Raw genomic sequence first — 24,161 nt, 5'->3', positions numbered from 1 at the left:
CAGCGGTCTAGAACGCCGCGCCGAACTCGTCGAGCAGCGGCGCGAGCTGCGCGAAAAGGCCGGGCTCTGCCGCGAGCGTGAACAGCGACCCGGCGGGGGCGCCGTGCAGACCGCCGACCTGCGCGCCCGCCTCGGCGGCGATCAGGGCGCCTGCCGCGTGGTCCCACGGGTTCAGGCCGCGCTCGTAGTACGCGTCGACCCTGCCCGCAGCGACCGAGCACAGGTCGAGTGCGGCCGAGCCGGCGCGGCGGATGTCGCGGATCAGCGGGATGAGACGGGTGAGGGCGGATGCCTGCCGCTCACGGCGCTCGGCCGTGTAGCTGAACCCTGTGGCCACAAGCGACGTCGCGAGCTGCTTCCCCTGCTGCACCTGCAGTCGCTGCCTGCCCAGGAACGCCCCACCGCCGCGCGTCGCGGCGTAGACCTCGCCGAGCACGGGGTTCACGACGACGCCGGCGAGCGCCGTCCACTCCGCCGGGTCGCTGCCGCCTTCGACCGCGGCGATCGACACCGCGTAGGCGGGGATGTCGTAGAGGTAGTTGACCGTGCCGTCGATCGGGTCGACGACCCAGGTGACACCGGTGGTGGAGGCGTCACCGGCCCCGGACTCCTCGCCGAGGAATCCGTCGCCCGGTCGCGCGTCGGCGAGCAGGGAGCGGATCAGGTCCTCTGACTCGCGGTCGGCCTCGGTGACCACGTCGACCGGCGAGGATTTGAGGGCCGCGACCGCGACACCGGCCGTGCGCTTCGCGCGCACGAGGTCGGCCGCGGCGACGGCGGTGGAACGGGCGATCTCGAGCAGCTCGTCATTCGCGTTCGTCACGACTCGAGCCTATGGCCGCGCGGGGCGGCTGGTCAGGAATCCGCTTAACACCCGATTCATAGGCGGGGGCAAAGCCCCTGCCAGACGCGCGGACCAACGTAGAGGTCGATGTCGGTGTGCGTGACCGATGTTCCTCCATAGCGGGCGGGCCCGGTGAGATGTGCGACTCACTCGGGCCCGCCGTTCTTTGTCACGCCGTGTGTCGCATTCCGCGGAACACGCTCGCGCGCCGCTGCTGCGCGCGGCGCCTGTACCCCTAATCTGGCGCCGAATCCCCCGATCAGCGGGGGTCGCCGATGGAGGTCCCTAGATGTCCGACGTCCCACCGCCGCCTGTGCCGCCGACGCCGCCGCAGCCGCCCGTCCCCCCGATCGCGCCGCCCCCGCCGCCGCCCGGTTACGGCTCGACGCCCGGTTATGGGGCGCCTGGCGCCGGCGAGCCGCCGCTCAACCAGCCGTACTACGGTGCGCCGCTGCCCGCGGCCGTCCGCCGCTTCTTCACGAAGTACGCCGTGTTCTCGGGCCGCGCGAGCCGCGCCGAGTACTGGTGGTGGTACCTGGTCACGATCATCATCAACGGTGTGCTGAGCAGCCTCGGCCGAATCGACGGCGCCACGGGCACGACATTCGACGTGATCAGCTACGTCTGGAGCCTCGCGATTCTCGTGCCGAGCCTCGCACTGCTCTGGCGCCGCCTGCACGACGCCAACCACAGCGGCTGGAACGTCTTCTGGGTGTTCCTGCCGATCATCGGCTGGATCATCCTGTTGGTCTTCGTGATCCAGGGCCCGCGGCCCGAAGGTGCGCGCTTCGATCGCTGACGCGCGGGCGTCAGGCCGGCTCGTCGTCAGAAAGGTACTTGGCGGCGAGCCGCGCCTGCATCGCTTCGATGTCTGCGAAGTCGTCAGACTCGACGATGATCGGCACGCCCGGCGTGATGAGAAGGTCGATGGCAACCTTCTTCTCGTCGGGCCGCGTGATCTCGAACGGATACCACTCGGTCTCGCCCTTGCGCAGGATCGCGCTGACGAGATTCCGGATGGCACCCGCGTGCTGGTCGGTCGCCTGGAAGATGTGCTGCCCGTAACGGATCGTTGCCATGCGGACAGCATCGCAGCCCCAACCGGCAACGAGAAACCCCGGCAGGCAAGCCCCATGAAAAGGGCACCTGACCGGGGTTTTCTCGGGTGGCGAGTGAGGGATTCGAACCCCCGAAGGCTAAGCCGGCTGATTTACAGTCAGATCCCTTTGGCCGCTTGGGTAACTCGCCGTTGACGCTTCCGACCGCGTGTATTCACCCGATCGAAGGCGCCTGCCAATGTTACCTGGGCCGCCGTTTCTCACGAAATCGAGCGGCCTATGCTGGGGCCCATGGCAGATTCTTCCTTCGACATCGTCAGCAAGGTCGACAAGATGGAGGCCGACAACGCGGTCAACCAGGCCAAGAAGGAGATCGAGCAGCGCTACGACTTCAAGGGTGTCGGCGCCTCGGTCGACTGGTCGGGCGATGACCTGCTGCTGAAGGCCAGCTCCGAGGAGCGCGTCGGCGCGGTGCTCGACGTGCTGCAGTCGAAGCTGATCAAGCGCGGGATCTCTTTGAAGTCACTGGATGCCGGCAAGCCGTTCCCGTCCGGCAAGGAATTCCGCATCGAGGCGAAGCTCAAGAACGGCATCGAGCAGGACGCCGCGAAGAAGATCTCGAAGATCATCCGCGACGAGGCGCCCAAGTCGATCAAGAGCCAGATCCAGGGCGACGAGCTGCGCGTCTCGTCGAAGAGCCGCGATGACCTGCAGGCGACCATCGCGCTGCTCAAGGGCAAGGACCTCGAAGTCGACCTGCAGTTCGTGAACTTCCGATAGGTCGATCGTTTCGAGACGCTCGCTTCGCGTGCTCCTCAGCGATCGGGTCGCTACTCGCGGCGACTGACCGCAACCATCTCGTCGCGGTCGACGACCTTGATGCGCGCGCGGCCCTCGGGCTCGCCGAGGGCGATCTCGTGCTCATCGAGCGCATGCCAGCCGTCGAGCGTCGTGTAGCGGATACCGCGCGACTCGAGCAGTTCGACGACCGAGGCCTCCGAGGGCGACGCCGGCGTCCACCAGTTCCCCACGTCGTTGATGACGTGCTCGATCGTCTCCATGGCGTCCGACTTGGTGTGCCCGATCAGGCCGACCGGGCCGCGCTTGATCCACCCCGTCGCATAGACGCCGTATACCTGCTCGTTGTTGTCGGGGTTGATGACCTGGCCCTCATGGTTCGGGATCACACCGTGCTTCTCGTCGAACGGCACCCCGGGCAGCGGCGAGCCGAAGTAGCCGACCGCGCGGTACAGCGCCTGCACCGGAGTCTCACGGAACTCGCCGGTGCCGACGACGCCGCCCTGACCATCCGGGCGGGTGCGCTCGTACTTGAGGGCGGAGACCCGGCCCGAGGCATCCGTCAGCACCTCGACCGGCTTCGCGTAGAAATGCAGGTGCAGCCGGCGGGATGCCTGACCGACCTCGCGCGCCCGCCAGGACTGCAGCACGCGGTCGATGACCATGATCTGCTTGTTGCCGGCGACGGACTCGCGGGCGTGGTCGTCGTAGTCGAAGTCCTCGTCATAGACGACCATGTCGACGTCGCGCAGCTCGCCGAGCTCGCGCAGCTCGAGCGGCGTGAACTTCACGGACGTCGGGCCGCGTCGGCCGAAGACATGCACGTCGGTGACGGGGGATGCCTTGAGACCGTCGTAGACGTTCGCGGGGATCTCGGTGGGCAGCAGATCGTCCGCGTGCTTCGCGAGCATGCGCGCGACGTCGAGGGCGACGTTGCCGTTGCCGACCACCGCGACCGACTCGGCCTCGAGCGGCCACTCGCGCGGGTAGTCGGGGTGACCGTCGAACCAGCTGACGAACTCGGCCGCGCCGTACGAGCCCGCCGCCTCGATGCCGGGGATGCGCAGGTCTGCGTCGTGCACCGCGCCGGTCGCGAAGATGACGGCGTTGTAGTGCTGCTTCAGGTCGTCGAGGGTGAGGTCGGTGCCGAAGCGCACGTTCCCGAAGATGCGGATGTCGCCGCGGTCGAGCACGTCGCGCAGCGCCGTGATGATGCCCTTGATGCGGGGGTGGTCGGGGGCGACGCCGTAGCGCACCAGGCCGTACGGCGCGGGCAGGTGGTCGAACAGGTCGATCGAGACGTCGAAGCTGCGCTCCGCTTTCAGCAGGATGTCCGCCGCGTAGATGCCGGCAGGGCCGGCGCCGACGATGGCAAGGCGCAGCTTGGTCATGCTTTCGATTGCTCCTAGTTGTTGCGGTCGACGACGGAGTCGGCGAAGCGCGTGAGCGCCTTCTTCACCGTGCCGTCGGGGAGGGGGGCGAGCGCGGCGACGGCCTGTGCGGCCCAGTCGCGGGCATCGGCGAGGGTCTCTGCGGTGACGGCGTGCGCGCGCAGGCGTTCGATGCCCTCACTGACGTCGACGTCTTCTGGAGCGCCGATCACGTCGGACTCGAGGTAGGCGAGCAGGGCTGTGGCGGAGGCATCCGTCGCAGCGCTCGCCCTCAGCTTGAGCAGCGGCATCGTGACCACGCCCGCGCGCAGGTCGGTGCCCGCCTGCTTGCCGGTGTCGGCGTCTGCGGCGGAGAGGTCGATGACGTCATCGACGAGCTGGAAGGCGATGCCGATCTTCTCGCCGAACTCAAGAACGGCTGGTTCGTACTCGGCGGGAGCGCCGGAGAACACGACGCCGAACTGGGCGGCGGCCGCGATCAGCGAGCCGGTCTTGTCGGCGAGCACCTTGAGGTAGTGCGCGACGGGGTCCTCGCCGGGCTGTGGGCCGACGGTCTCGTGCAGCTGGCCCATGCAGAGCCGCTCGAAGGTGTCCGCCTGCAGACGGATCGCCCGCTCGCCGAGGTCGGCGATCAGCTGGCTCGCCCGGGCGAACAGCAGGTCGCCGGTGAGCACCGCGACGGCGTTGCCCCACACCAGCTGGGCGGTCGGGACACCACGGCGAAGCGGCGCATCGTCCATCACGTCGTCGTGGTAGAGCGAGGCGAGGTGGGTGATCTCGACGACCTGCGCCGCTTTGATCACCTGGTCGTTCGCGCCGCCCCCGAGCTCGGCGGCGAGCAGCGTCAGCACGGGCCGCACGCGCTTCCCGCCCGCGTCGAGCAGGTAGGTGGCGGTCACGTCGGCGACCTGGTCGGCGAAACGCATCTCGTTCTTGAGGCCGGCCTCGACGCGCTCGAGCGCCGCGTCGAGCTTCTTCACGAGGGCGCGCTCAGCGGCGGAGGAGGTCAGCTTCTCGGTGAGCCCGAACTGGCTCGTGAGAACGGACGACGTCACGAAGTCTTCCCGTCGATGGCGCGGCCGGGCTTGTGCCCGCGGTGCAGCGCGACGATGCCGGCCGTGAGGTTGCGGTACGCGACGCGCTCGTAGCCGGCGTCTCGCAGCCACCCGGCGAGCGTCGGCTGGCTCGGCCAGGCGCGGATCGAGTCCATCAGGTACTCGTACGCCTCGGCGTTCGACGAGGCGAGGCGCGCGACGATCGGCATGCCGAACTGCAGGTAGCCGTAGTACGCGGCGCGCACGGCGGCGAGCGGCGGCGTCGAGAACTCGCAGATCACGACACGGCCGCCCGGCTTCGTCACGCGGAAGAACTCGGCGAGCGCCTTCTTCGGCTGAACGATGTTGCGCAGGCCGAACGAGATGGTCACGGCGTCGAACTCGTCGTCGCCGAACGGCAGGTCCGTGGCATCCGCCTGCACGAATTCGACGCGGGGATTGCCAGCCTGCCTGGCCTTGCCCACCTCGATCATGCCCGCAGAGAAATCGGCGGCGACGACGTGCGCGCCGAAGGTGGCGATCGCCGCGCTGCTCGTGCCGGTGCCCGCCGCCACGTCGAGCACGAGCTCGCCGGGCCGCGGATCGATCGCGCGGGTCGTGGCGATGCGCCAGAGGTGGTCGTTGCCGGCCGAGAGGACCGTGTTCATGCGGTCGTAGTGCGCTGAGACCTCGTCGAACATGGAGGCGACCTCGGCAGGTCGCTTCGTGAGGTCGGCCTTGTTCACGCTCCAAGCCTAGGCGAACCGGCGGCGTGTACGCCGGTTCGCCGTGTCCGCCGGGCGGGGACCGGCGGACCAACAGGTACCGTGCCGGGGCTCAGCGTAAAGTCTGAGTTCGTGACACGAACCGCCGCCACCGTGCAGGCGCTGTCGGTCGAGACCACCCCCCTCGACGACGTGCGCCAGCTCATCCCGTTCCTCGACGCACGCGACCCGCTGCTGTGGCAGCGCCGCGGCGAGGGGATCGCGGGAATCGGCGAGGCGGTGCGGCTCGAGTTCGCGGGGCCGACACGGGTGACGGATGCCGCAGCGGCGTGGCGCCAGATGGCGGCTGCCGCGACCGTGAGCGACCCGCTGCAGGTGCCCGGTTCGGGACTGGTCGCGTTCGGCACCTTCGCCTTCGCGGACGAGTCGGAGCAGGCATCCGTTCTCATCGTCCCGTCCGTCATCGTGGGACGCAGAGCGGGCCGCTCATGGGTCACCACGATCTCCACGACGGATGCTTCACCCGTCGCCGCCCCGAAGCCGACCCCCTTCGGCCCCGAGTTCCGGCTGACCATGGCGTCGGGCGCGCTGTCGGCGGCGGGCTACGGCGATGCCGTGGCGTCCGTCATCTCGCGCATCGCCGCGGGCGACGTGCGCAAGGTCGTGCTCTCGCGCGAGCTGCACGCGCACCTGCCTGCCGGAGCCGATGTGCGCCGGGCTCTCGTCGAGCTCGCCCTCGGCTACTCGGACTGCTGGACCTTCGCCGTCGACGGCTTCGTCGGCGCCTCGCCGGAGACGCTCGTGCGCGTGACCGCGGGCCGCGTCGACGCGCAGGTGCTCGCAGGAACCGCCGCCCGCGGGGCGAACTCCGACACCGATGCGGTGGCCGCCGCCGCGCTGCGTTCGAGCCGCAAGGATCGGGCGGAGCACGCCTTCGCCGTCGACAGCGTGCTCGAATCGCTCGCGCCCCACACGGGCGCGCTCGAGACCAGTGAGCCGTTCACCCTCAAGCTGCCGAACCTCTGGCACCTCGCGACCGACGTCGCGGGACCGCTCGCCGATGGCAGCTCTGCGCTCGACCTCGTCGCGGCGCTGCACCCGACGGCGGCTGTCGCCGGGACGCCGCGGGCGGCCGCTCTTGCGGTGATCGGCGAGCTCGAGCCGTTCGACCGCGGACGCTACGCGGGGCCGGTCGGGTGGATCGGCGCCGATGGGTCCGGCGAGTGGGCCGTCGCCTTGCGCAGCGCGCAGATCGACGAGTCCGGCGACATCACGGCGTACGCCGGCGGCGGCATCGTCGCCGACAGCGACCCCGTGCTCGAGGTCGCCGAGACCACGATGAAGTTCCGCCCGATCGTCGAAGCGTTCGGGTAGCGCCCGCCGCGCGAGCTGTGCTCGCGAGGGATCACATTTTGGGGCCGGGGCGCGTCAGGCGAGTGGCACTTCGATGATCGTCGGCTCCGGTGTGACCGCCGAGAGCGCCTGGTCGAGCTCGCCGCGCGTGGCCGCCCGGCGGTACTGCCAGCCGTACGCCTGCGCGAGCGCCGCGACGTCGACATCGCGCGGGGTCAGCTGCACGCGCTCGAAGGCATCCGGTGCGGCGGATGCCGCGACCTCGAGCCCCTCGAAGATCGTGCCGCCGCGGTCGTTGCCGACGACGATCTGCACGGGCGGAATCCGCTCGCCAGGTGCGCGCAGCAGCGCGCCCACGTCGTGCAGCAGGGTGAGGTCGCCGAGGAGGACGCGGGTCACGCCCGGCGGTGTCGAGACGCCGATGCGCGGATCCTCAGCCTTCGCAGACGCCGCGAGCGCGACGCCGATGCCGGTCGCGACGGTGCCGTCGATGCCGCCGAGCCCGCGGTTCGCGTGCACGGTGATCTTCTTGCCGCCGACGGTGCCGTCGAGCACCCTGATCAGTCGCGACGCCCCCAGCACCAGTCGGTCGCGCGGCCAGGTGAAGCGCCACACCGCGTCGGCGAGCATGCGCCGGGTCACGGACTCGCGCACCGCGGCGAGCTCGCCGCGCAGGTAGGCGGCGCGGGTCGCACTGTCGCTGATGTCGCCGCTCTCGACGGGGGCGCCCCGCTGCGCGGCGAGGTCGACGAGGCGGCGGCTGGTGAAGACCCAGCGGCCGGTCCAGTTGCGCACGTCGGGCTCGTTCGGGTCGACGGATGCCTCCAGCTCGACCTCGCTCACCCGGCGGGCGCCGCGCCCCGGGTCGAAGAACTCCGGCACGTCGGTGTCGTCGACAACGATGACCTCGACGTCGGGCCTGGTGAGCAGCGCCGGGATCTCGCGACTCAGCGTCGGATGGCCGAAGACGATCGCGCGCTCGACGGCGCCGCCGAAGTCGGCGTCATTCAGCAGCTCGCGGTAGGCGACGACCAGGTTCGGCCCGAACCTCGCGCCGCTCGACACCTCGGCGATGAGCGGCCAGCCGCCCGCGCGCGCGAGCTCTTCGGCGGCGGGGCCGGCCTTGTCCCCTGCGATGACGACGGTGCGCGGACCCTGTGCCAGCCGCTCGGTCGTCACAAAGTCACCCGCGACCCCGGCCGAAACGAGACTTTCCGACGACCGGGCGCTGAAGTCGAGAGACGACAGGTCGGGGACCGGAGCCGAGAGAGGGTCTCGCAGGGCGAGGTTCAGATGGACGGGGCCGTGCGCGGCCGAGGCCCACAGCGAGGCGGCGAGGGCCGAGGCGTCCGCCCCGGCATTCGCATCGACGTCGAGCGAGACGCGCGCCGCAGCGCCGAACGCTCCCGGCTGCGTCGTCGTCTGATTCGAGCGGATGCCGCGCAGCTCGACCGGCCGATCGGCGGTGATCACGATCATCGGCACCCGAGCCTCGTGCGCTTCCATCACAGCGGGGTGCACGTTTGCGATCGCGGTGCCGCTCGTCGTCACGACGACAGCCGGAGCGCCTGACTCGAGGGCGAGGCCGAGCGCGAGGAATCCGCCGACGCGCTCGTCGATGCGGACGTGCAACTCGATCGCGCCGATGCGCTCGAGCTCTGCGGCGACGAGGGCGAGCGCCTGCGAGCGCGACCCGGGGGACACGATGACGTGCCGCACGCCGAGGCGCACCAGGGCGGTGAGAAGTTCGATCGAGAAGTCGGTGGCCGGGTTGGAAGTCGCGGGCGATGGTTGCGAGACGCCGCTGTGCGGCCCGTCACCCATCGGATCCGTGGTCGTTCTTCTTCTTGAGGCTGGAGAGGAATTCGACGTCGTCGTCGGGTGCGATCACTCGGCCGCCGCGCCGGCCGTCGACGCGCCCGACCCAGAACCACAGCGCAGCGCCGATGATCGGGAAGATCACGACCACGGCGACCCAGGCGGCCTTCGGCAGGCCGCGCACGCCGAGCCGGTCGGCCAGGCACACGCTCACGATCGAATAGACGTAGAACACTGCGGCGAGAAACCCGATGACGAGCCACAGGCGGAACATGTGCTCATGCTAAGCCCCGGCGGCCGCGGGAGGGCCGGGCGCTGGGCGAGCATACAGAACCGTGACTTTAGGCTTGCAGTTGTGAGACGGATGCCCGCCTGGTTGCGCTACACGATCCTGCGACTGCTGTTCATCGTGGTGCCCCTGGTGATCCTGCTCATCGCGTTCGGACCGCACTACTGGCTGGTCTGGACGGTCGCGTCGGTCATCGCCGGCTTCGCCCTGTCGTACATCTTCCTGAAGGGCCCGCGCGACGCGATGGCGGCCGAGCTCGCCGAGCGACGCGCAGCCAAGCCCGTGGCGAAGGGCGACGATGCCGCTGAGGATGCCGAGATCGAGGCATCCGCTCGTCGTGACGGCGACGAGCTGTAACCCCTAAAAGGCGAAGGCGACGAACAGCACCACCGCGTACGCCAGCGCGGTGAAGCTCGTGAGCTGCAGCGAGAGCACCAGTTCGCGCCCCGTGCGACCGGTAAGCGCGATCAGCGCAGCGGGCGCCGCGAGCAGCAGCACCAGCATGCCGAGCCACGCGATCGGGTAGACGAGCGCGAACATGGCGAGCACGACGAACGGCGCGAACAGGAAGACGCAGTAGATGATCTTCGACCAGCGCCGGCCGACGAGCACGGCGAGGGTGCGCTTGCGGGCGAGCTTGTCGGAGTCGATGTCGCGCAGGTTGTTGACCATCAGCACCGCGCACGCGAGCAGGCCCGCGGCGACGGAGCCGAGCCAGCCCTCCTGGCTCACGGTCTTCACCTGCACGTACTGCGTGCCGGCGGTCGCGGCGACGCCGAAGAAGAGGAAGACGAAGACCTCGCCGAGGCCGTAGTAGCCGTACGGCCGCTTGCCGCCGGTGTAGAACCACGCGGCGACGACCGCGGCAGCGCCGACGGCGAGCAGCCACCACAGCCGCGTGTCGATCACGGTGATGACGCCGACGACCGCGGCGGCGGCGAAGAAGCTGAGCGCGACGATGAGCACGGTGCGCGGCTTGGCCTTGCCCGAGCCGGTGAGCCGGCCGGGGCCGACGCGGTAGGCGTCCGTGCCCCGCACCCCGTCGGAGTAGTCGTTCGAGTAGTTCACGCCGATCTGCAGCAGCAGCGCCACGGCGAGCGCGGCGAGCGCGCGGACCCAGTGCCACTCCCCCGGGTTCGCGACCGTCTGCGCGGCGCCCGTGCCGATGAGCACCGGAGCGATCGCAAGGGGCAGGGTGCGCAGGCGGGCGCCGCCCACCCAGTCGCCGGCGGTGGCGGGCGCGACCTTGGCCGGGTTGCCGCCCGGGCGACGGGTGTTCTTCTTGGCCTTCGTACTCATATCGAGCGGAAGTTTATCGGTGGCGGCTTTGCCCGGGCGCGGCGCCCCGTGCGCGGGAGATAAAGCGCTTCCGCGGGCGTCGTTTCACCCGCCGAAACGACGTTTCACCCGCGCGCGAGAGCTGCGAAGCGCGAATATTAGGCGCTCAGCCCGCGGAGTTCCTCCGTGGCGTGCGCGATGAGGCGCCCGAGTTCGGCGGCAGACGTGCCGCCCCACGCGCGGCTCGCGTGCTCGAACGCCGCGGCGCCGGCGCGCACCGCTAGGCGCGCGGTGGGCTCGGGCACGCCGCGCCCGACCAGCGCGTCGATCACCGCTTGCGCGATCGCCGCGGACTTGGTGTTCGCGCGCTCCTGTAGCGCGCTCGAGCCGGCCATAATCCGCGCACGCCGCTCGGCGACCGGGCGGCCGGCGACGAAGAGCGGGATCGCTGCGATGTAGGCGTCCATAACGAGGTCAAGCGGCGCCCGGTCGGGCGGCGCCACCGCGATCGCGGCGGTCATCGTGTCGCGCAGCTCCACCTCGCCGTCGAACAGCACCTCGCGCTTATCGGCGAAGTGGCGGAAATAGGTCCGCTCGGTAACCCCGGCGTGCTCGGCGATCTGGGCGGTGGTCGTCGCGTCATAGCCGCGCCGCTCGTACAGCTCCAGAGCAGCGGCGCGCAGCCGCGCGCGGGCGGCGGCTCCACTTCTCGGCATCCCCACATCGTACTTGACGTCAGTCACTGTCGGAATAAGGATGGATACTGTCAGTTACTGTCACTACGATTCAATCTGGTTGGAGCCCTGCAATGTCCACTGAGCCGTCCCGCGTCCTTCGCTTCCAGGAGAACGGCGAGCCCCTCGACGTCCTGCTCGACGAGCAGGCCGAGGTCGCCGATCCGCCTTCCGGCAGCATCCGTGTCCACGTCATCGCCACGGGGCTGAACCCCGCCGACTGGGCGCTGACCACTGGATTCCTGCCCGGGCCGCTGCCGCGTGGCGTCGGCTACGACGTGGCCGGCGTTGTCGAGTCGATCGGCGACGGGGTCGCCGCGACGCACGTCGGCGATGTCGTGTTCGGCTCGGCCGACCTCAGCCTGCCGAGCGCCGGCGTCGCCGAGCTCGCGATTCTCAACCATTGGGCGGCCGTACCCACGGGGCTCGACCCGGTGCAGGCGGCCACACTGCCAATGGTCGCGATCACCACGGCGTGGACCCTCGATGTGCTCGACCTGCAGCCGGGCACGACCCTGCTCGTCAACGGCGCAGGCGGAATGGTCGGCTACGCGATGGTCCAGATCGCGCTGCGACGCGGCCTGAAGGTGATCGCCACGGCGGGTCCCGCCTTCACCCGCGACCTCGAGGCCTTCGGCGCTCAGGTCACCGCCTATGGCGACGGCATCGTCGAGCGCGTGCGCGCCATCACCGGCGGCGCAGGCGTCGACTTCGTGCTCGACGCATCACGCGCCAACTCGGGCAGCCTCGGCGACTTCGTCGCGCTGACCGGAGGGGACCCACAGCGCGTGATGACGATCAGCAACCATGCGGGCGCCGATGAGCTGGGCGCGCGCGTCAACCTCAGAGAGCTTCGGACCGCCGCACTCGCCCCGGCGGACGAGGTGTTCGCCGAGTTCGGCGAGCTCGCAGCGCGCGGCGAGTTCCACCTGCCGATCGCCGAGGTGTTCCCGTTCGACCGGTGGCGCGATGCCGTGGAACGCAGCGTGTCCGGGCATCCGCACGGCAAGCTCGTGCTGCTCGCGCCGCCCGCGGCGTAGTGATTTGTCGTCGCGGCGGTCCCCGCCCGCCGCGAGCCGCTGCGCGGTTCGGCGAGCGAGTAGCCGAACCACTATGGCTGGGTTGGCGACGCCAGCCGTGCGAGCGCGAGACGGTCGGGCTTCCCTGAGGCGAGGCGCGGAATGACGTCGACGACCTGCAGCCGCGCGGGCGCGGCGGCACGGCCGAGGGCCGCTGCTGTCGACGAGCGGATGCCGGCGAGTTCCGCCTCGCCCGCGGTCGTGATCACAACCGGAACCTGACCCCACTGCGCGTCGTCGACGGCGACCACGACGGCGTCCGCCAGACCCGGAAGGGACGCGATGTGCCGCTCGACCGCGTCGAGCAACACTTTCTCGCCGCCGGAGATGATGACGTTGTCTGCGCGGCCGAGAACGGTGACGCGGCCGTCTTCGGAGACTTCGCCGAGGTCGCCCGTGCGGTACCAGCGGGTGCCGTCTGCGTCTGTTGTGAAGGCCGCGGCGGTGCGCTCGGGGTCGCCGAGGTAGCCGCCGGCGAGGGTCGGGCCGCTGAGTTCGAGCTGGCCGCCGCTGACCCGGGCGCGGGTCGCGCCGATCGGCATGCCGGCGTACACGCATCCCCCGCTCGTCTCACTCGATCCGTAGGTGCGCACGACGCGGATGCCGAGGGCTTCGGCGCGCTGCCGCAGTTCGGGCCGCAGCGCCTGGCCGCCGACGAGCAGCGCGTCGAAGCGGCGCAGAGCGTCGGCCGTGTCGGCGTCGTCCTCGGCCGCGTCGACGAGACGTGCGAGCTGCACCGGCACGATCGAGGCGTAGCGCTCGGGGGCGCTCAGCCGGGCGGCGTGCGCGACGAAGTTCTCGGCGTCGAAGTGCCCCTCAGGCATCACCACCGGTTCGGTGCCCGCATGGATCGAGCGCACCAGTACATTCGTTCCCGCCACGTAGTGCGCGGGAAGGCAGAGCAGCCACTGGCCGAGCCCGGTGGTCGACTCACGCGTCGCGTGAACAGAGACCCACTCGGCACTCGCGCGTGCGCTCGCGAGCAGCGCCGCCGCAGAGAGGCCGACGCGCTTCGGCGTCCCGGTGGAGCCCGAGGTCTCGATGACGAGGGCGACGTCGTCCTCGACCATTTCGAGACGCGCGGCCTCGCCGCGCTCCGGGGTGGTCGGGTGGGGCAGCGCCGCGAAGGGAAGGACCGCGGCGCCAGAGCCGTCGAGAGCAGTGCGCAGAGCGGACAGAAGTGCCGGAACATCCGAGTCCGGCATCCGCCTCAGTGCTCTGCTCATGCGCACGTCGCCTTCACGGGTGCGAAATGCACGTGCACAAGCGATCGGGCGTCCATTGCGCACCCCTCAATGAGCGGGCGCATCAGAACTGCCACGGGAAGGGTGACCAGTCGGGGGCGCGCTTCTCGAGGAAGGCGTCGCGGCCCTCGACGGCCTCGTCGGTGCCGTAGGCGAGGCGCGTCGCCTCGCCCGCGAACAGCTGCTGGCCGACCAGCCCGTCGTCGACGGCGTTGAACGCGTACTTCAGCATGCGGATCGCGGTCGGCGACTTCCCGAGGATGATGCGCGCCCACTCGAGCGCCGTCGTCTCGATCTCGGCGTGCGGCACGACCGCGTTCACCGCGCCCATCTCGTAGGCGCGCTGGGCGGAGTACTCCTGCGCCAGGAAGAAGACCTCGCGCGCGAGCTTCTGCCCGATCTGGCGCGCGTAATACGCAGAGCCGTAGCCGGCGTCGAAACTGCCGACGTCGGCATCCGTCTGCTTGAACCGCCCGTGCTCGGCGCTCGCGATCGTCAGATCCGCAACGGCATGCAGCGAGTGGCCGCCGCCGGCCGCCCAGCCCGGAACGACCGCGATCACGACCTTGGGCATGAAGCGGATGAGCCGCTGCACCTCCAAGATGTGCAGGCGGCCGGCTCGGGCAGGGTTCGACACGGATGCCTCGGCGTCCGAGTACTTATATCCGTCGCGTCCGCGGATGCGCTGGTCGCCGCCGGAGCAGAACGCCCACCCGCCGTCCTTCGGGCTCGGCCCGTTGCCGGTCAGCAGCACGACGCCGACGCGCGGGTTCGTGCGCGCGTCTTCGAGCGCGGCGTAGAGCTCGTCGACCGTGTGCGGGCGGAACGCGTTGCGCACCTCGGGACGGTTGAACGCGACGCGAGCGACCTGGCCGGCCACGCCCTCGCCTGTCGACAGGTGGTACGTGACATCCGTCAGCGCCTCGAAACCGGGCACCGTCGTCCACTGCGTCTCGTCGAAGATCTCGGACACCCGCTCGGTCATGAAATCAACCTTAAGGCGGAGATTCATTGTTTTTCGGGGTGGTGAGCACCTCCCGCACAGGGGGCCGTGGTTTCCTTGGCGGCGGTGACCCGATACGACGACCTGCCGCTGTACGAGCCGGAGCGCAAGCGCCGGCACTGGTCCGACGGCAGAAAGAAGCGGCTGCGGCGCACCATCTCGTGGCTCGCATTCGGCCTCGCGGTACTGCTCGTCGCCGGTGTCGGCTACGTCGGCTTCACCTACTTCCACTTCGTCAACGGCGTCAACAAGGTGAGCGGAGTCGTCTCGGGCGACTCGAAGCCGGGTGTCGCGCAGAACATCCTGCTGATCGGCAACGACGAGCGTCCGGCGAACATGACCGCCCAGCAGTACCAGGAGCTGTCGACCACGGCCGACGGCGGCAGCTCGAACACCGACACGATGATCCTGCTGCACGTGCCGGCCGACGGGTCGTCGGCGACACTGATCTCCTTCCCGCGCGACTCGTGGGTCTCGATCCCCGGCCACGGCAAGGGCAAGCTCAACGCGGCCTACGTGTACGGCAAGACCGGCGCGAGCGGCACCGACCAGCAGAAAGAAGCAGCGGGGGTGAAACTGCTGATCGACACGATCCAGAACCTCACGGGGCTGACGGTGAACCACTACGTCAAGGTCAGCCTGCTCAGCTTCTACAACATCGCGAACTCGCTGGGGCCGGTCACGGTGTGCCTCAACAACCCGGTGAACGACCCGTACTCCGGGGCGCACTTCCCCGCCGGCGTGCAGAAGCTCGACGCACGACAGGCGCTGCAGTTCGTCCGCCAGCGGCACGGGCTGCCCAACGGCGACCTCGACCGCGCCGCCCGCCAGCAGTACTTCCTGTCGGTCGAGGCGCAGCAGATCCTCTCGGCCGGCACCCTGCTGAACCCCGTGAAGCTCAACAACGTCGTCGGCGCGGTCAGCTCGTCGCTCGAGACCGACGACAAGCTCAACCTCGTCTCGCTCGCGACCCAGCTCAAGGGGCTGCGCAGCGGTGGCATCACGTCGGCGACGATCCCGCTCATGGCAGACCCCTATGGCACGGAAGACGGCCAGTCGGTCGTGCTGATCAACTACGATGCGCTGCCGGACTTCATGGCCACCGTGACGGGCGGGAAGACCGCGGCGCAGCGCGTCGCGGCGACGAAGGCGGCCGATCCGGCATCCGTCACCGTCGACGTGCTGAACGGGGCGGGCACCGCGCGCGGGTCGAGCACGGCGCTTGCGACCCTCAAGTCGCTCGGCTTCCAGACCGGCAAGCCGGCGGATGCGCCCGCCTCGCAGCAGACGACCACCGTCTACTTCCCCAAGGGCGACGAGGCTCAGGCCAAGGCCGTGTCGGCCGCCGTGCCGGGGGCGGCGCTCGCGCAGTCGTCGGACTACAAGAATGTGACCGTGATCCTCGGAACGGACGGGCTCATGCCCAAGGGCGCGGCGGATTCCTCAGGCGGCTCCTCCTCGCAGGCCCCGTCGGCCGGGTCCGGCGGCTCCGGCGGCTCTGCCTCGTCGGCGCCGTCACCCAGTGCGCCCACCACGAACTACAGCAAGACGAGCTGCATCAACTGATGACGACCTCGGTGCACGAGATTCCGCCGCTCGGCGATGTGCTCAGGACCGCGCACGTGGTCGCTTTGCCGATGGTGACGCGCTTCCGCGGCATCACCGTGCGCGAAGCCGCGGTCTTCGAGGGTCCGAACGGGTGGACCGAGTTCAGCCCGTTCGTCGAGTACGGCGACGAGGAGTCGTCGGCCTGGCTGGCTGCCGCGTTCGACTACGGCTGGGCCGAGGCGCCGGCGGCCCTTCGGCCGTCGATTCCGGTGAACGCCACGGTGCCCGCCGTCGCGGCCGCCGACGTTCCCGCCGTGCTTGCCCGCTTCCCGGGCGCCCGCACGGCGAAGGTCAAGGTCGCCGACCCCGGCCAGTCGCTCGCCGACGACGTCGCTCGGGTCGCCGCCGTGCGCGAGGCCCTCGGGTCTGAGGGGCGGATCCGCGTCGACGCCAACGCGCTCTGGAACGTCGACGAGGCCGAGCACGCGATCCGCGCGCTCGAGCAGTTCGACCTCGAGTACGTCGAGCAGCCCGTCGCGACCGTGCCCGAGCTGGCGGAGCTGCGACGGCGCGTGTCGCGCCTCGGCATCCTGATCGCCGCCGATGAGAGCGTGCGCAAGGCGGCCGACCCGCTCGCCGTCGCGCGCGCCGGGGCCGCAGACGTGCTCGTCATCAAGGCGCAGCCGCTCGGCGGGGTTTCCACGGCGCTGTCGATCATGGCGGAGGCGGGCCTGCCGTGCGTGGTCTCGAGCGCGCTCGACACGTCGATCGGGCTCGCGATGGGGGCTGCGCTCGCCGCCGCGCTGCCATCGCTCGAATTCGACTGCGGGCTCGGCACCGCGGCGCTGTTCGAGAGCGATGTGACGGATGCCCCGTTGCTGCCCGTCGACGGCGCGATCCCGGTCAGGCGCGTCGTGCCGTCTGAGTCGCTGCTCGCCTCGAACGCCGCGTCGCCCGAACGGCGGCGGTGGTGGCTCGCGCGCATCGAGCGCTGCCACGGCCTGCTTTCCGCGGCCCGCGCTGCCGCCGAGTAAGGATCCTTCGGCCCGACGCAGGAGCTTTCGTCGGCAAACGGCCTCGCCCCGGCGGGTCCTCCTTCTTTCGGCCGATGTCGACGTCAGTCGACGGGGGCGAGCTCGGCGATGAGGACCCGATCGTCTTCGATGACGCGGAACTCGTAGCGGGTGACGACGAAGCCCGCAGGGGCCGCCGCCGCGGCGAGCGCCTCTGGCGTGGCGAATGCGGCGTGGTTCGGTTCGTAGCCGGGGGCGCCGACCGCCCCAGGCGGGCGCTGCTCGGGCGGGGTGCCCGTGTCGCCGTGCCCGTGGCCTGCCGGCACCTCGGCGAAGGTCGCCGTCACGAGCACGCCCTCAGGGGCGAGCACCCGCGCGAACTCCTCGAACACGGGCAACGGGTCGGCGAAGATGTGCAGCGCGGTCACACAGGTGACGAGGTCGGCTGAGGCATCCGCGACCGGCAGTTCTTCTGCCACTCCCTCGAAGAACACGGCGGACGGCAGTTCGCGGCGCGCGACGGCGAGCATGCCAGGCGAGAGGTCGACGCCCACGAGCTCGAGCCCCGGGTTGCGCGCGGCGAACGCCCGCGCCACGAGGCCGGTGCCGGTCGCGACATCGAGCACGGTGCGGACATCGTCGAGGTCGGCGAACCCGGCGACCGCCGCGGCGAGCTCGCGGTGCATCGTGTTGTCGTCATAGGCATCCGCCCGCCCGTCGAATCGCGCCCGGATCGCCGCGTTGCGCTCGTCGTTCATGCGGCCAACGCTATGCGGTGAAAACCGGCTGGGGCGCACGTTCTCTCAAGAAACGTGCGCCCGAGAGCCGATTCGCCGCGCCTACTCCCCTTTCGCGCCGCTCTGCTCCGCTTCGAGCACGACCTCGTGCTGCAGCGCCGCGATGTCCTCCGTGGCGGGATCGCCGTGGGCGCCGCCCGACAGCGCGTACTCCTCTTCAGGCGACAGGATCAGCTTCTTGCGGCCGAAGAGCGCGAACAGGGCGACGCCGATGAGGAAGACGATCGCGATGGCGATCACCGCGGGCTCGTACGCCGGCACGAACAGCAGCGAGACGAACGCGATCAGGGCGATGAGCCCCGCGTAGATCGCCCCGGGCGAACCCCACGGGCTGCGGTACGGCCGTTTCGCGCCGGGGTGGTTGCGGCGCAGCAGCACGAACGAGGTCATCTGCAGCAGGTACGAGATGACCGCGCCCCACACCGCGATGTTCAGCACGATGTTGCCCGCGTTCGTGTTGCCCGAGTACTGCGCGACGAACAGGAAGACGAATCCGATGGCGCCGCCGACGACGAGGGCGATCCACGGCGTCTGGTTCTTGCCCGTGAGCGAGAGGAACTTCGGGTAGTACCCGGCGCGCGACAGCGAGTACATGTTGCGGCCGTAGGCGTACATGATGCCCTGCAGCGACGCGAGCAGACCGACGAGCGCGAAGATCGCGAGGATGCCGACGATGCCGTCGGCGTTGCTGCCGAACATCTTCTGGAACCCGTCGAGGAGCGGCTGCAGCGAAGCGCCGGTGCCCTTGGCGCCGAGCACGGCGGAGTTGAGGAACAGCACGATCGCGCCGGTCACCATCAGGGTCACGAGCGCCCACAGGCCGCCGCGGGGGATGTCCTTCGTCGGGTTGTGCGACTCCTCCGCCGCCAGCGGCAGCTCCTCGATGCCGAGGTAGAACCAGATCGCGAACGGCAGGGTGGCCAGGATGCCGGTGAAGCCGCCCGGCAGGAATCCGCTGTCCGCGCCCTTCGCCGGCGCGTGCAGCAGCGAGCCGAAGTCGACCGAGCTCGTCGCGACCGCCACGATGCCGAAGAACACGATGATCGCGATCGAGATGATCGACACGATGATCGCGAAGCGGAAGCCGACGGAGGCGCCGAGCGAGTTGAGGCCGATGAAGACCGCGTAGAGGATGATCCACCACAGCCACGGCGGCAGGGTCGCTCCCGTGAGCAGCTTGAGGGCGCTGTCGGCGTATTGCGCGGAGAAGAACACGACCACCGCGGTCGTCATGACGTACTCGATCGTCTCCGCCATGCCGGTGACGAAGCCACCCCACGGCCCCATCGACGCGCGGGCGAACGAGTAGGCGCCACCCGTGTGCGGCATCGCGGCGCTCATCTCGCCGATCGAGTAGAACAGGCCGAAGAACATCAGGGCCACGAACACGGTGGCGACGAGCAGGCCGCCCCAGCCGGCGGTCGGGATGCCGCCGTTCCAGCCGCTGAAGTCCCCCGAGATGACGGCGGCGACCCCGAGGCCCCAGATGCCCCAGACGCCCGCGCTGCGGCGCAGCGTGCGCCTCTCGAAATAGCTCTTGTCGACGGTCGTGTAACTGACGCCGGAGGTGCTCACCTTTTCGGGCGAAGACATGCGCGGTCCTTTCGGGACAGGGGTGACGCAGGGAAGGTTGGCCGACAACATAGCGACGCGAAAGGACGAACGCCATACCTTTGGCTGTAACGGGTGTGTAAACAGAAAGCAGGACAGCACAGGCATCCGTCGTGCTGTAATGGTCGGCAACCAACCATTGGAGTCGTGTGATGACAGAGCCGAGCGGATTCCTCAGCCTGGAGCAGCTCGCATCGTTCGCCGCGGACGGCGTGATCGACACCGTGAGCATCGCCTTCACCGACATGCAGGGCCGGCTCGTCGGCAAGCGCACGACCGCGCGCCTGTTCCTCGAGGAGTACGCGAAGCACGGCGCCGAGTGCTGCAACTACCTGCTCGCCGTCGACGTCGAGATGAACACCGTCGGGGGGTACGAGATCTCGAGCTGGCAGCGCGGCTACGGCGACATGGTGATGAAGCCGGACATCGCGACGCTGCGCGCGGCGCCGTGGCTCGTGAAGACCGCGCTCGTCACCGCCGACCTCGAATGGCTCGACGGCGCGCCCGTCGTGCAGGCGCCGCGCGCGATCCTGCAGCGGCAGCTCGACCGGCTGCGCGAGCTGGGGTTCGAGGCATACGTCGGCACCGAGCTCGAGTTCATCGTCTTCGAGGACTCGTACCGCGAGGCGTGGAAGAAGGGCTACCGAGAGCTCACGCCGGCGACCGACTACAACGTCGACTACGCGCTCGCGGCGTCGACGCGGATGGAGCCGCTGCTGCACGACATCCGCGTCGCGATGGACGGCGCCGGCATGTACTGCGAGGGCGTCAAGGGCGAGTGCAACCTCGGCCAGCAGGAGATCGCGTTCCGCTACAAGACGGCGCTCGAGACGTGCGACAACCACTCGATCTACAAGAACGGCGCGAAGGAGATCGCCGCCGCTCACGGCCAGTCGCTCACCTGCATGGCCAAGTTCAACGAGCGCGAGGGCAACAGCTGCCACATCCACCTCTCGCTGCGCGGGCTCGACGGGTCTGCGGTTTTCGCTGATTCGACGGATGCCTCGGGCCTCGGCCACTCGAAGCTGTTCCGCCACTTCCTGGCCGGCCAGCTCGCGACGCTGCGTGAGCTGACGCTGTTCTACGCACCGAACATCAACTCGTACAAGCGCTACCAGCCCGGCAGCTTCGCGCCGACCGCGGTCGCCTGGGGACTCGACAACCGCACCTGCGCGCTGCGCGTCGTCGGGCACGGGCAGTCGCTGCGCTTCGAGAATCGCACCCCAGGCGGCGACGTCAACCAGTACCTCGCCGTCGCCGCGATGATCGCGGGCGGGCTCTACGGAATCGAGCACGAGCTCGAGCTCGAGGCTCCGTATGCGGGCAATGCCTACGATGCCGATGTGCCCCAGGTTCCCTCGACATTGCGCGAGGCGGCGTCGCTGTTCGCCGGTTCCGAGATCGCCCGGGCCGCCTTCGGCCCCGAGGTCGTCGCGCACTACCTGAACAATGCGCGCGTGGAGCTCGCGGCCTTCGAGGCCGCAGTGACCGATTGGGAGCGGGTGCGTGGCTTCGAACGACTCTGAGGTGCCGGCGGCGGTGTTCCCGAATCCGGGCTCGCGCCCGGATGAGCCGGGGGCCTGTGCCCCGGTCATCGGCATCACCACCTACCTGCAGCGCGCGCAGACCGGCGTCTGGGATGTGCCGGCCTCGTTCCTGCCGAAGACGTATCTCGACGGTGTGACAGATGCCGGCGGCATCGCCGTGCTGCTGCCGCCACAGCCCACGACTCCGGCTTGTGCCGCGAGGGTGCTCTCGCGGCTCGACGGGCTCATCATCGCGGGCGGCGTCGACGTCGACCCCGCGCGCTACGGCCAAGCGGCGCATGAGAAGACGGATGCCCCGCAGACCATGCGCGACACGTGGGACCTCGCCCTCCTCGACGCCGCGATCGCCACCGAGGTGCCGTTCCTCGCGATCTGCCGAGGAGCCCAGGTGCTCAACGTGCTGCGCGGGGGCACCCTGCATCAGCATCTGCCCGACGTGGTGGGATCGCCGCGCTATCAGCTCGGCGGCGGGGCGTTCAACCGGGTGGAGGTCGAGATCACCCCGGGCAGCACGATCGCCAGACTCGTCGGCGAACATTCCGTCGGCAGCATGTATCACCATCAAGCGATCGACGAGGTCGGCGACGGACTTGTCGTAACCGCCCGCAGCGACGACGGAGTGGTCGAGGCAGTCGAGCTGCCGAGCGTGCCGTTCGGCGTCGCGGTGCAGTGGCATCCGGAAGAGGAGACCGACGACCGCCGGCTGTTCGCGGGCCTCGTCGAGGCAGCGAAGGCATATGCCACTGAGCGAATGAAACAAGACGCATGACCGAACTGACGCTGATCAACCCGTCCGACGAAACGGTGATCTCCACCATCCCTGCGACGACCGTCGAAGAGACGGATGCCGCGGTGGCCCGCGCCGTCGTCGCGCAGCGCGCGTGGGCGAGGCTCGCGCCGCTCGATCGGGCGAAGGCGATGCGCCGCTTCGCCGATGCCGTCGACGGCGCGGTCGAGGAGCTCGCTGCGCTCGAGGTGCGCAACTCGGGGCATCCGATCGGCAATGCGCGGTGGGAAGCCGGGCACGTGCGCGACGTGCTCGAGTACTACTCGGCGGCGCCCGAGCGGCTGTTCGGCCGCCAGATCCCGGTGGCGGGCGGCCTCGATGTGACGTTCCATGAGCCGATCGGCGTCGTCGGCGTCATCACGCCGTGGAACTTCCCCATGACGATCGCGTCGTGGGGCTTCGCGCCCGCGCTCGCGGCCGGCAACGCCGTCGTGCTGAAGCCCGCGGAGTGGACACCGCTCACCAGCCTCAGGCTGGCCGAGCTCGCGCTCGAGTCCGGCCTGCCTGAGGGGCTCTTCCAGGTGCTGCCGGGCGAGGGCCGCGTGGTCGGCGACCGACTGGTCGAGCATCCCGACGTGCGCAAGATCGCCTTCACCGGCTCGACCGCGACGGGCACCGCGATCATGGCCAAGGCCGCCGCGAACGTGAAGCAGGTGACCCTCGAGCTCGGTGGTAAGAGCGCAAACGTCGTCTTCGCCGACAGCGACCTCGAGAAGGCCGCGGCGACCGCGCCGTACGGCGTGTTCGACAACTCCGGGCAGGACTGCTGCGCGCGCACCAGGATTCTCGTGCAGCGCTCGGTCTACGAGAGGTTCATGGGGCTGCTCGAGCCCGCCGTGCAGGGCGTGCGCGTCGGCGACCCGAACGATGCCGCGACCGAGATGGGACCGCTCGTGAGCCGCGCACATCACAACAAGGTGGCGTCCTACGTGCCGGACGACGCACCGGTCGCGTTCCGCGGCGCGGCGCCCGACGGCCCCGGCTTCTGGTTCCCGCCGACCGTGCTCACACCGTCGTCGCCCGCCGACCGCACCGTCACCGACGAGATCTTCGGCCCGGTCGTCGTCGTGCTGCCGTTCGAGGACGAGGCCGAGGCGATCGAGCTCGCGAACTCCTCGCGCTTCGGTCTGTCGGGATCGATCTGGACGCGCGACCTGAGCCGCGGCATCCGCGTCTCTCGTGCCATCGAAAGCGGAAATCTCAGCGTGAACTCGCACTCGTCCGTGCGCTACACGACGCCGTTCGGCGGCTACAAGCACTCAGGGGTCGGCCGGGAGCTCGGCCCCGACGCGCCTTTCGCCTTCACCGAGACCAAGAACGTCTTCATCGCAACAGAGGAGAGCTAGTGGCGATCGAGCCCATCAACCTGACCCAGCGCCTGGCGGGGAAGGTCGCCGTGATCACCGGCGGCGCCAGCGGCATCGGCCTCGCGACCGCGAAGCGGTTCGCCGCCGAGGGCGCGAAGGTCGTCATCGGCGACGTCGACCCGGCCGCGGGCGAGGCCGCAGCCGAATCGGTCGACGGCCTGTTCGTGAAGGCCGACGTCACCGATCAGGAGCAGGTGGATGCCCTGTTCGACACGGCGGCCGCGACGTACGGCTCTGTCGACATCGCGTTCAACAACGCCGGCATCTCGCCCCCCGATGACGACTCGATCGAGACCACCGAGCTGCCCGCGTGGCAGAAGGTGCAGGACGTCAACCTGAAGTCGGTGTATCTGTGCTCGCGCGCGGCGCTGCGGCACATGACCGCGCAGGGCAGGGGCTCGATCATCAACACGGCGTCGTTCGTGGCGGTGCTCGGCTCGGCCACTTCGCAGATCTCGTATACGGCGTCGAAGGGCGGCGTGCTCGCGATGACGCGCGAGCTGGGCGTGCAGTTCGCCCGGCAGGGGATCCGCGTGAACGCGCTCTGCCCCGGCCCCGTGAACACCCCGTTGCTGCAGGAGCTCTTCGCCAAGGACCCCGAGCGCGCCCAGCGCCGGCTGGTGCACATTCCGACGGGCCGCTTCGCCGAGCCGGAGGAACTGGCCGCCGCGGTCGCGTTCCTCGCCTCCGACGACGCGTCGTTCATCACCGCCTCGACCTTCCTCGTCGACGGCGGCATTTCCTCGGCATACGTCACCCCACTGTGATGAGACCTCCGATCGTTGAGGAGCCCGCCGCAGGCGCGCGTCTCGAAACGATCCCGCGACTGCGAGTTGGTTTCGA

General features: G+C 69.8%; 24 protein-coding genes and 1 tRNA gene. 11 read left to right on the top strand and 14 right to left on the bottom strand.

Going from position 1 to position 24,161, the window contains the following annotated elements:
* Positions 1-7 precede the first annotated feature (7 nt).
* On the bottom strand, positions 8-823 hold the full coding sequence (locus D7I44_RS10125) for an inositol monophosphatase family protein (RefSeq protein ID WP_120789388.1): 816 nt from the start codon (positions 821-823) through the stop codon (positions 8-10).
* 310 nt (positions 824-1,133) lie between these two features.
* On the opposite strand from D7I44_RS10125, the gene D7I44_RS10120 reads away from it, so the two are divergent.
* Complete coding sequence (locus D7I44_RS10120; protein WP_220093754.1) at positions 1,134-1,643, top strand: DUF805 domain-containing protein; 510 nt, start codon at positions 1,134-1,136, stop codon at positions 1,641-1,643.
* 10 nt (positions 1,644-1,653) lie between these two features.
* Here D7I44_RS10120 and D7I44_RS10115 read toward each other — a convergent pair whose 3' ends face one another.
* Together D7I44_RS10115 and D7I44_RS10110 are read right to left on the bottom strand one after the other, a co-directional pair.
* Complete coding sequence (locus D7I44_RS10115) at positions 1,654-1,923, bottom strand: hypothetical protein (RefSeq protein ID WP_120789387.1); 270 nt, start codon at positions 1,921-1,923, stop codon at positions 1,654-1,656.
* Positions 1,924-2,010: 87 nt separating this feature from the next.
* Positions 2,011-2,092: transfer RNA gene (locus D7I44_RS10110), tRNA-Tyr, on the bottom strand.
* Between the two features lie 101 nt (positions 2,093-2,193).
* Here D7I44_RS10110 and D7I44_RS10105 point away from each other — a divergent pair.
* Positions 2,194-2,682 (top strand): YajQ family cyclic di-GMP-binding protein, encoded by a 489-nt coding sequence (locus D7I44_RS10105; protein ID WP_120789386.1) that lies wholly within the window; start codon positions 2,194-2,196, stop codon positions 2,680-2,682.
* A 50-nt stretch (positions 2,683-2,732) separates the two neighbouring features.
* On the opposite strand, the gene D7I44_RS10100 is transcribed toward D7I44_RS10105, so the two are convergent.
* From D7I44_RS10100 to D7I44_RS10090, 3 genes are read right to left on the bottom strand one after another with little or no spacing between them, the layout of a single operon-like run.
* Positions 2,733-4,091: an FAD-dependent oxidoreductase gene (locus D7I44_RS10100; RefSeq protein ID WP_120789385.1), complete on the bottom strand. Its 1,359-nt coding sequence runs from the start codon at positions 4,089-4,091 to the stop codon at positions 2,733-2,735.
* A 14-nt stretch (positions 4,092-4,105) separates the two neighbouring features.
* A complete protein-coding gene (locus tag D7I44_RS10095; RefSeq protein WP_120789384.1) occupies positions 4,106-5,146 on the bottom strand; it encodes a polyprenyl synthetase family protein in 1,041 nt (346 codons plus the stop codon).
* The gene (locus D7I44_RS10090; protein WP_120789383.1) at positions 5,143-5,871 is read right to left on the bottom strand and encodes a class I SAM-dependent methyltransferase; all 729 of its coding nucleotides are present in this window, start codon (positions 5,869-5,871) and stop codon (positions 5,143-5,145) included. The genes D7I44_RS10095 and D7I44_RS10090 overlap by 4 nt, the downstream gene beginning before the upstream one ends.
* 111 nt (positions 5,872-5,982) lie before the next feature.
* Here D7I44_RS10090 and D7I44_RS10085 point away from each other — a divergent pair, with 111 nt between their 5' ends.
* Positions 5,983-7,224 carry an isochorismate synthase gene (locus D7I44_RS10085; protein WP_245979524.1) on the top strand — a complete coding sequence of 414 codons (1,242 nt, stop codon included), beginning with the start codon at positions 5,983-5,985 and terminating at the stop codon, positions 7,222-7,224.
* Positions 7,225-7,278: 54 nt separating this feature from the next.
* On the opposite strand, the gene menD is transcribed toward D7I44_RS10085, so the two are convergent.
* Together menD and D7I44_RS10075 are read right to left on the bottom strand one after the other, a co-directional pair.
* Positions 7,279-9,027 carry a 2-succinyl-5-enolpyruvyl-6-hydroxy-3-cyclohexene-1-carboxylic-acid synthase gene (gene menD, locus D7I44_RS10080; RefSeq protein WP_120789382.1) on the bottom strand — a complete coding sequence of 583 codons (1,749 nt, stop codon included), beginning with the start codon at positions 9,025-9,027 and terminating at the stop codon, positions 7,279-7,281.
* Positions 9,020-9,295, bottom strand: a complete 276-nt coding sequence (locus tag D7I44_RS10075; RefSeq protein ID WP_120789381.1) for a PLDc N-terminal domain-containing protein — start codon at positions 9,293-9,295, stop codon at positions 9,020-9,022. Before D7I44_RS10075 ends, menD begins: the two co-directional genes overlap by 8 nt.
* A 90-nt stretch (positions 9,296-9,385) precedes the next feature.
* On the opposite strand from D7I44_RS10075, the gene D7I44_RS10070 reads away from it, so the two are divergent.
* Complete coding sequence (locus D7I44_RS10070; RefSeq protein ID WP_245980246.1) at positions 9,386-9,667, top strand: DUF4229 domain-containing protein; 282 nt, start codon at positions 9,386-9,388, stop codon at positions 9,665-9,667.
* A gap of 3 nt (positions 9,668-9,670) precedes the next feature.
* On the opposite strand, the gene D7I44_RS10065 is transcribed toward D7I44_RS10070, so the two are convergent.
* Together D7I44_RS10065 and D7I44_RS10060 are read right to left on the bottom strand one after the other, a co-directional pair.
* Positions 9,671-10,609, bottom strand: a complete 939-nt coding sequence (locus D7I44_RS10065) for a 1,4-dihydroxy-2-naphthoate polyprenyltransferase (protein ID WP_120789379.1) — start codon at positions 10,607-10,609, stop codon at positions 9,671-9,673.
* Positions 10,610-10,746: 137 nt separating this feature from the next.
* Positions 10,747-11,304 carry a TetR/AcrR family transcriptional regulator gene (locus D7I44_RS10060; protein WP_120789378.1) on the bottom strand — a complete coding sequence of 186 codons (558 nt, stop codon included), beginning with the start codon at positions 11,302-11,304 and terminating at the stop codon, positions 10,747-10,749.
* A 92-nt stretch (positions 11,305-11,396) separates the two neighbouring features.
* On the opposite strand from D7I44_RS10060, the gene D7I44_RS10055 reads away from it, so the two are divergent.
* The gene (locus D7I44_RS10055) at positions 11,397-12,362 is read left to right on the top strand and encodes an NADP-dependent oxidoreductase (RefSeq protein ID WP_120789377.1); all 966 of its coding nucleotides are present in this window, start codon (positions 11,397-11,399) and stop codon (positions 12,360-12,362) included.
* Between the two features lie 71 nt (positions 12,363-12,433).
* Here the strand turns inward: D7I44_RS10055 and D7I44_RS10050 are convergent, their stop codons facing one another.
* Entirely contained in the window at positions 12,434-13,627 is a 1,194-nt protein-coding gene (locus D7I44_RS10050; protein ID WP_120789376.1) for an AMP-binding protein, read from the bottom strand.
* An 82-nt stretch (positions 13,628-13,709) separates the two neighbouring features.
* The gene (locus D7I44_RS10045; protein ID WP_120789375.1) at positions 13,710-14,630 is read right to left on the bottom strand and encodes a 1,4-dihydroxy-2-naphthoyl-CoA synthase; all 921 of its coding nucleotides are present in this window, start codon (positions 14,628-14,630) and stop codon (positions 13,710-13,712) included.
* An 84-nt stretch (positions 14,631-14,714) separates the two neighbouring features.
* On the opposite strand from D7I44_RS10045, the gene D7I44_RS10040 reads away from it, so the two are divergent.
* Together D7I44_RS10040 and D7I44_RS10035 are read left to right on the top strand one after the other, a co-directional pair.
* Positions 14,715-16,214 carry an LCP family protein gene (locus D7I44_RS10040; protein ID WP_120789374.1) on the top strand — a complete coding sequence of 500 codons (1,500 nt, stop codon included), beginning with the start codon at positions 14,715-14,717 and terminating at the stop codon, positions 16,212-16,214.
* On the top strand, positions 16,214-17,230 hold the full coding sequence (locus D7I44_RS10035; protein ID WP_120789373.1) for an o-succinylbenzoate synthase: 1,017 nt from the start codon (positions 16,214-16,216) through the stop codon (positions 17,228-17,230). The genes D7I44_RS10040 and D7I44_RS10035 overlap by 1 nt, the downstream gene beginning before the upstream one ends.
* Positions 17,231-17,313: 83 nt before the next feature.
* On the opposite strand, the gene D7I44_RS10030 is transcribed toward D7I44_RS10035, so the two are convergent.
* Together D7I44_RS10030 and D7I44_RS10025 are read right to left on the bottom strand one after the other, a co-directional pair.
* The gene (locus tag D7I44_RS10030) at positions 17,314-17,967 is read right to left on the bottom strand and encodes a class I SAM-dependent methyltransferase (RefSeq protein ID WP_120789372.1); all 654 of its coding nucleotides are present in this window, start codon (positions 17,965-17,967) and stop codon (positions 17,314-17,316) included.
* A gap of 81 nt (positions 17,968-18,048) precedes the next feature.
* A complete protein-coding gene (locus tag D7I44_RS10025) occupies positions 18,049-19,599 on the bottom strand; it encodes an amino acid permease (RefSeq protein WP_120789371.1) in 1,551 nt (516 codons plus the stop codon).
* A gap of 170 nt (positions 19,600-19,769) precedes the next feature.
* Between D7I44_RS10025 and D7I44_RS10020 the strand changes: the two genes are divergently transcribed.
* Genes D7I44_RS10020 through D7I44_RS10005 form a run of 4 tightly spaced genes read left to right on the top strand, consistent with a single transcriptional unit; the run spans position 19,770 to position 24,085 of the window.
* Entirely contained in the window at positions 19,770-21,143 is a 1,374-nt protein-coding gene (locus D7I44_RS10020; protein ID WP_120789370.1) for a glutamine synthetase family protein, read from the top strand.
* Positions 21,124-21,933 (top strand): gamma-glutamyl-gamma-aminobutyrate hydrolase family protein, encoded by an 810-nt coding sequence (locus D7I44_RS10015; RefSeq protein WP_342768572.1) that lies wholly within the window; start codon positions 21,124-21,126, stop codon positions 21,931-21,933. Before D7I44_RS10020 ends, D7I44_RS10015 begins: the two co-directional genes overlap by 20 nt.
* A complete protein-coding gene (locus tag D7I44_RS10010; RefSeq protein ID WP_120789369.1) occupies positions 21,930-23,297 on the top strand; it encodes an aldehyde dehydrogenase family protein in 1,368 nt (455 codons plus the stop codon). Before D7I44_RS10015 ends, D7I44_RS10010 begins: the two co-directional genes overlap by 4 nt.
* Positions 23,297-24,085, top strand: a complete 789-nt coding sequence (locus tag D7I44_RS10005) for a 3-oxoacyl-ACP reductase (RefSeq protein ID WP_245979521.1) — start codon at positions 23,297-23,299, stop codon at positions 24,083-24,085. Before D7I44_RS10010 ends, D7I44_RS10005 begins: the two co-directional genes overlap by 1 nt.
* The last annotated feature ends 76 nt before the right edge of the window (positions 24,086-24,161 follow it).

It is taken from the genome of Gryllotalpicola protaetiae, assembly GCF_003627055.1.
Lineage (GTDB): Bacteria > Actinomycetota > Actinomycetes > Actinomycetales > Microbacteriaceae > Gryllotalpicola > Gryllotalpicola protaetiae.
Note: the sequence above shows the minus strand (reverse complement) of the source record. Positions and strands in the feature narration are given on the sequence as shown.

Excerpts from the sequence above, each read along its gene's own strand:
- D7I44_RS10100 (WP_120789385.1), bottom strand. The coding sequence starts at position 4,091 with ATGACCAAGCTGCGCCTTGCCATCGTCGGCGCCGGCCCTGCCGGCATC.
- D7I44_RS10055 (WP_120789377.1), top strand. The coding sequence starts at position 11,397 with ATGTCCACTGAGCCGTCCCGCGTCCTTCGCTTCCAGGAGAACGGCGAG.
- D7I44_RS10105 (WP_120789386.1), top strand. The coding sequence starts at position 2,194 with ATGGCAGATTCTTCCTTCGACATCGTCAGCAAGGTCGACAAGATGGAG.
- D7I44_RS10060 (WP_120789378.1), bottom strand. The coding sequence starts at position 11,304 with ATGCCGAGAAGTGGAGCCGCCGCCCGCGCGCGGCTGCGCGCCGCTGCT.
- D7I44_RS10115 (WP_120789387.1), bottom strand. The coding sequence starts at position 1,923 with ATGGCAACGATCCGTTACGGGCAGCACATCTTCCAGGCGACCGACCAG.
- D7I44_RS10045 (WP_120789375.1), bottom strand. The coding sequence starts at position 14,630 with ATGACCGAGCGGGTGTCCGAGATCTTCGACGAGACGCAGTGGACGACG.
- D7I44_RS10010 (WP_120789369.1), top strand. The coding sequence starts at position 21,930 with ATGACCGAACTGACGCTGATCAACCCGTCCGACGAAACGGTGATCTCC.
- D7I44_RS10030 (WP_120789372.1), bottom strand. The coding sequence starts at position 17,967 with ATGAACGACGAGCGCAACGCGGCGATCCGGGCGCGATTCGACGGGCGG.
- D7I44_RS10020 (WP_120789370.1), top strand. The coding sequence starts at position 19,770 with ATGACAGAGCCGAGCGGATTCCTCAGCCTGGAGCAGCTCGCATCGTTC.
- D7I44_RS10075 (WP_120789381.1), bottom strand. The coding sequence starts at position 9,295 with ATGTTCCGCCTGTGGCTCGTCATCGGGTTTCTCGCCGCAGTGTTCTAC.
- D7I44_RS10050 (WP_120789376.1), bottom strand. The coding sequence starts at position 13,627 with ATGAGCAGAGCACTGAGGCGGATGCCGGACTCGGATGTTCCGGCACTT.
- menD (WP_120789382.1), bottom strand. The coding sequence starts at position 9,027 with ATGGGTGACGGGCCGCACAGCGGCGTCTCGCAACCATCGCCCGCGACT.
- D7I44_RS10120 (WP_220093754.1), top strand. The coding sequence starts at position 1,134 with ATGTCCGACGTCCCACCGCCGCCTGTGCCGCCGACGCCGCCGCAGCCG.
- D7I44_RS10070 (WP_245980246.1), top strand. The coding sequence starts at position 9,386 with ATGCCCGCCTGGTTGCGCTACACGATCCTGCGACTGCTGTTCATCGTG.
- D7I44_RS10025 (WP_120789371.1), bottom strand. The coding sequence starts at position 19,599 with ATGTCTTCGCCCGAAAAGGTGAGCACCTCCGGCGTCAGTTACACGACC.
- D7I44_RS10035 (WP_120789373.1), top strand. The coding sequence starts at position 16,214 with ATGACGACCTCGGTGCACGAGATTCCGCCGCTCGGCGATGTGCTCAGG.
- D7I44_RS10065 (WP_120789379.1), bottom strand. The coding sequence starts at position 10,609 with ATGAGTACGAAGGCCAAGAAGAACACCCGTCGCCCGGGCGGCAACCCG.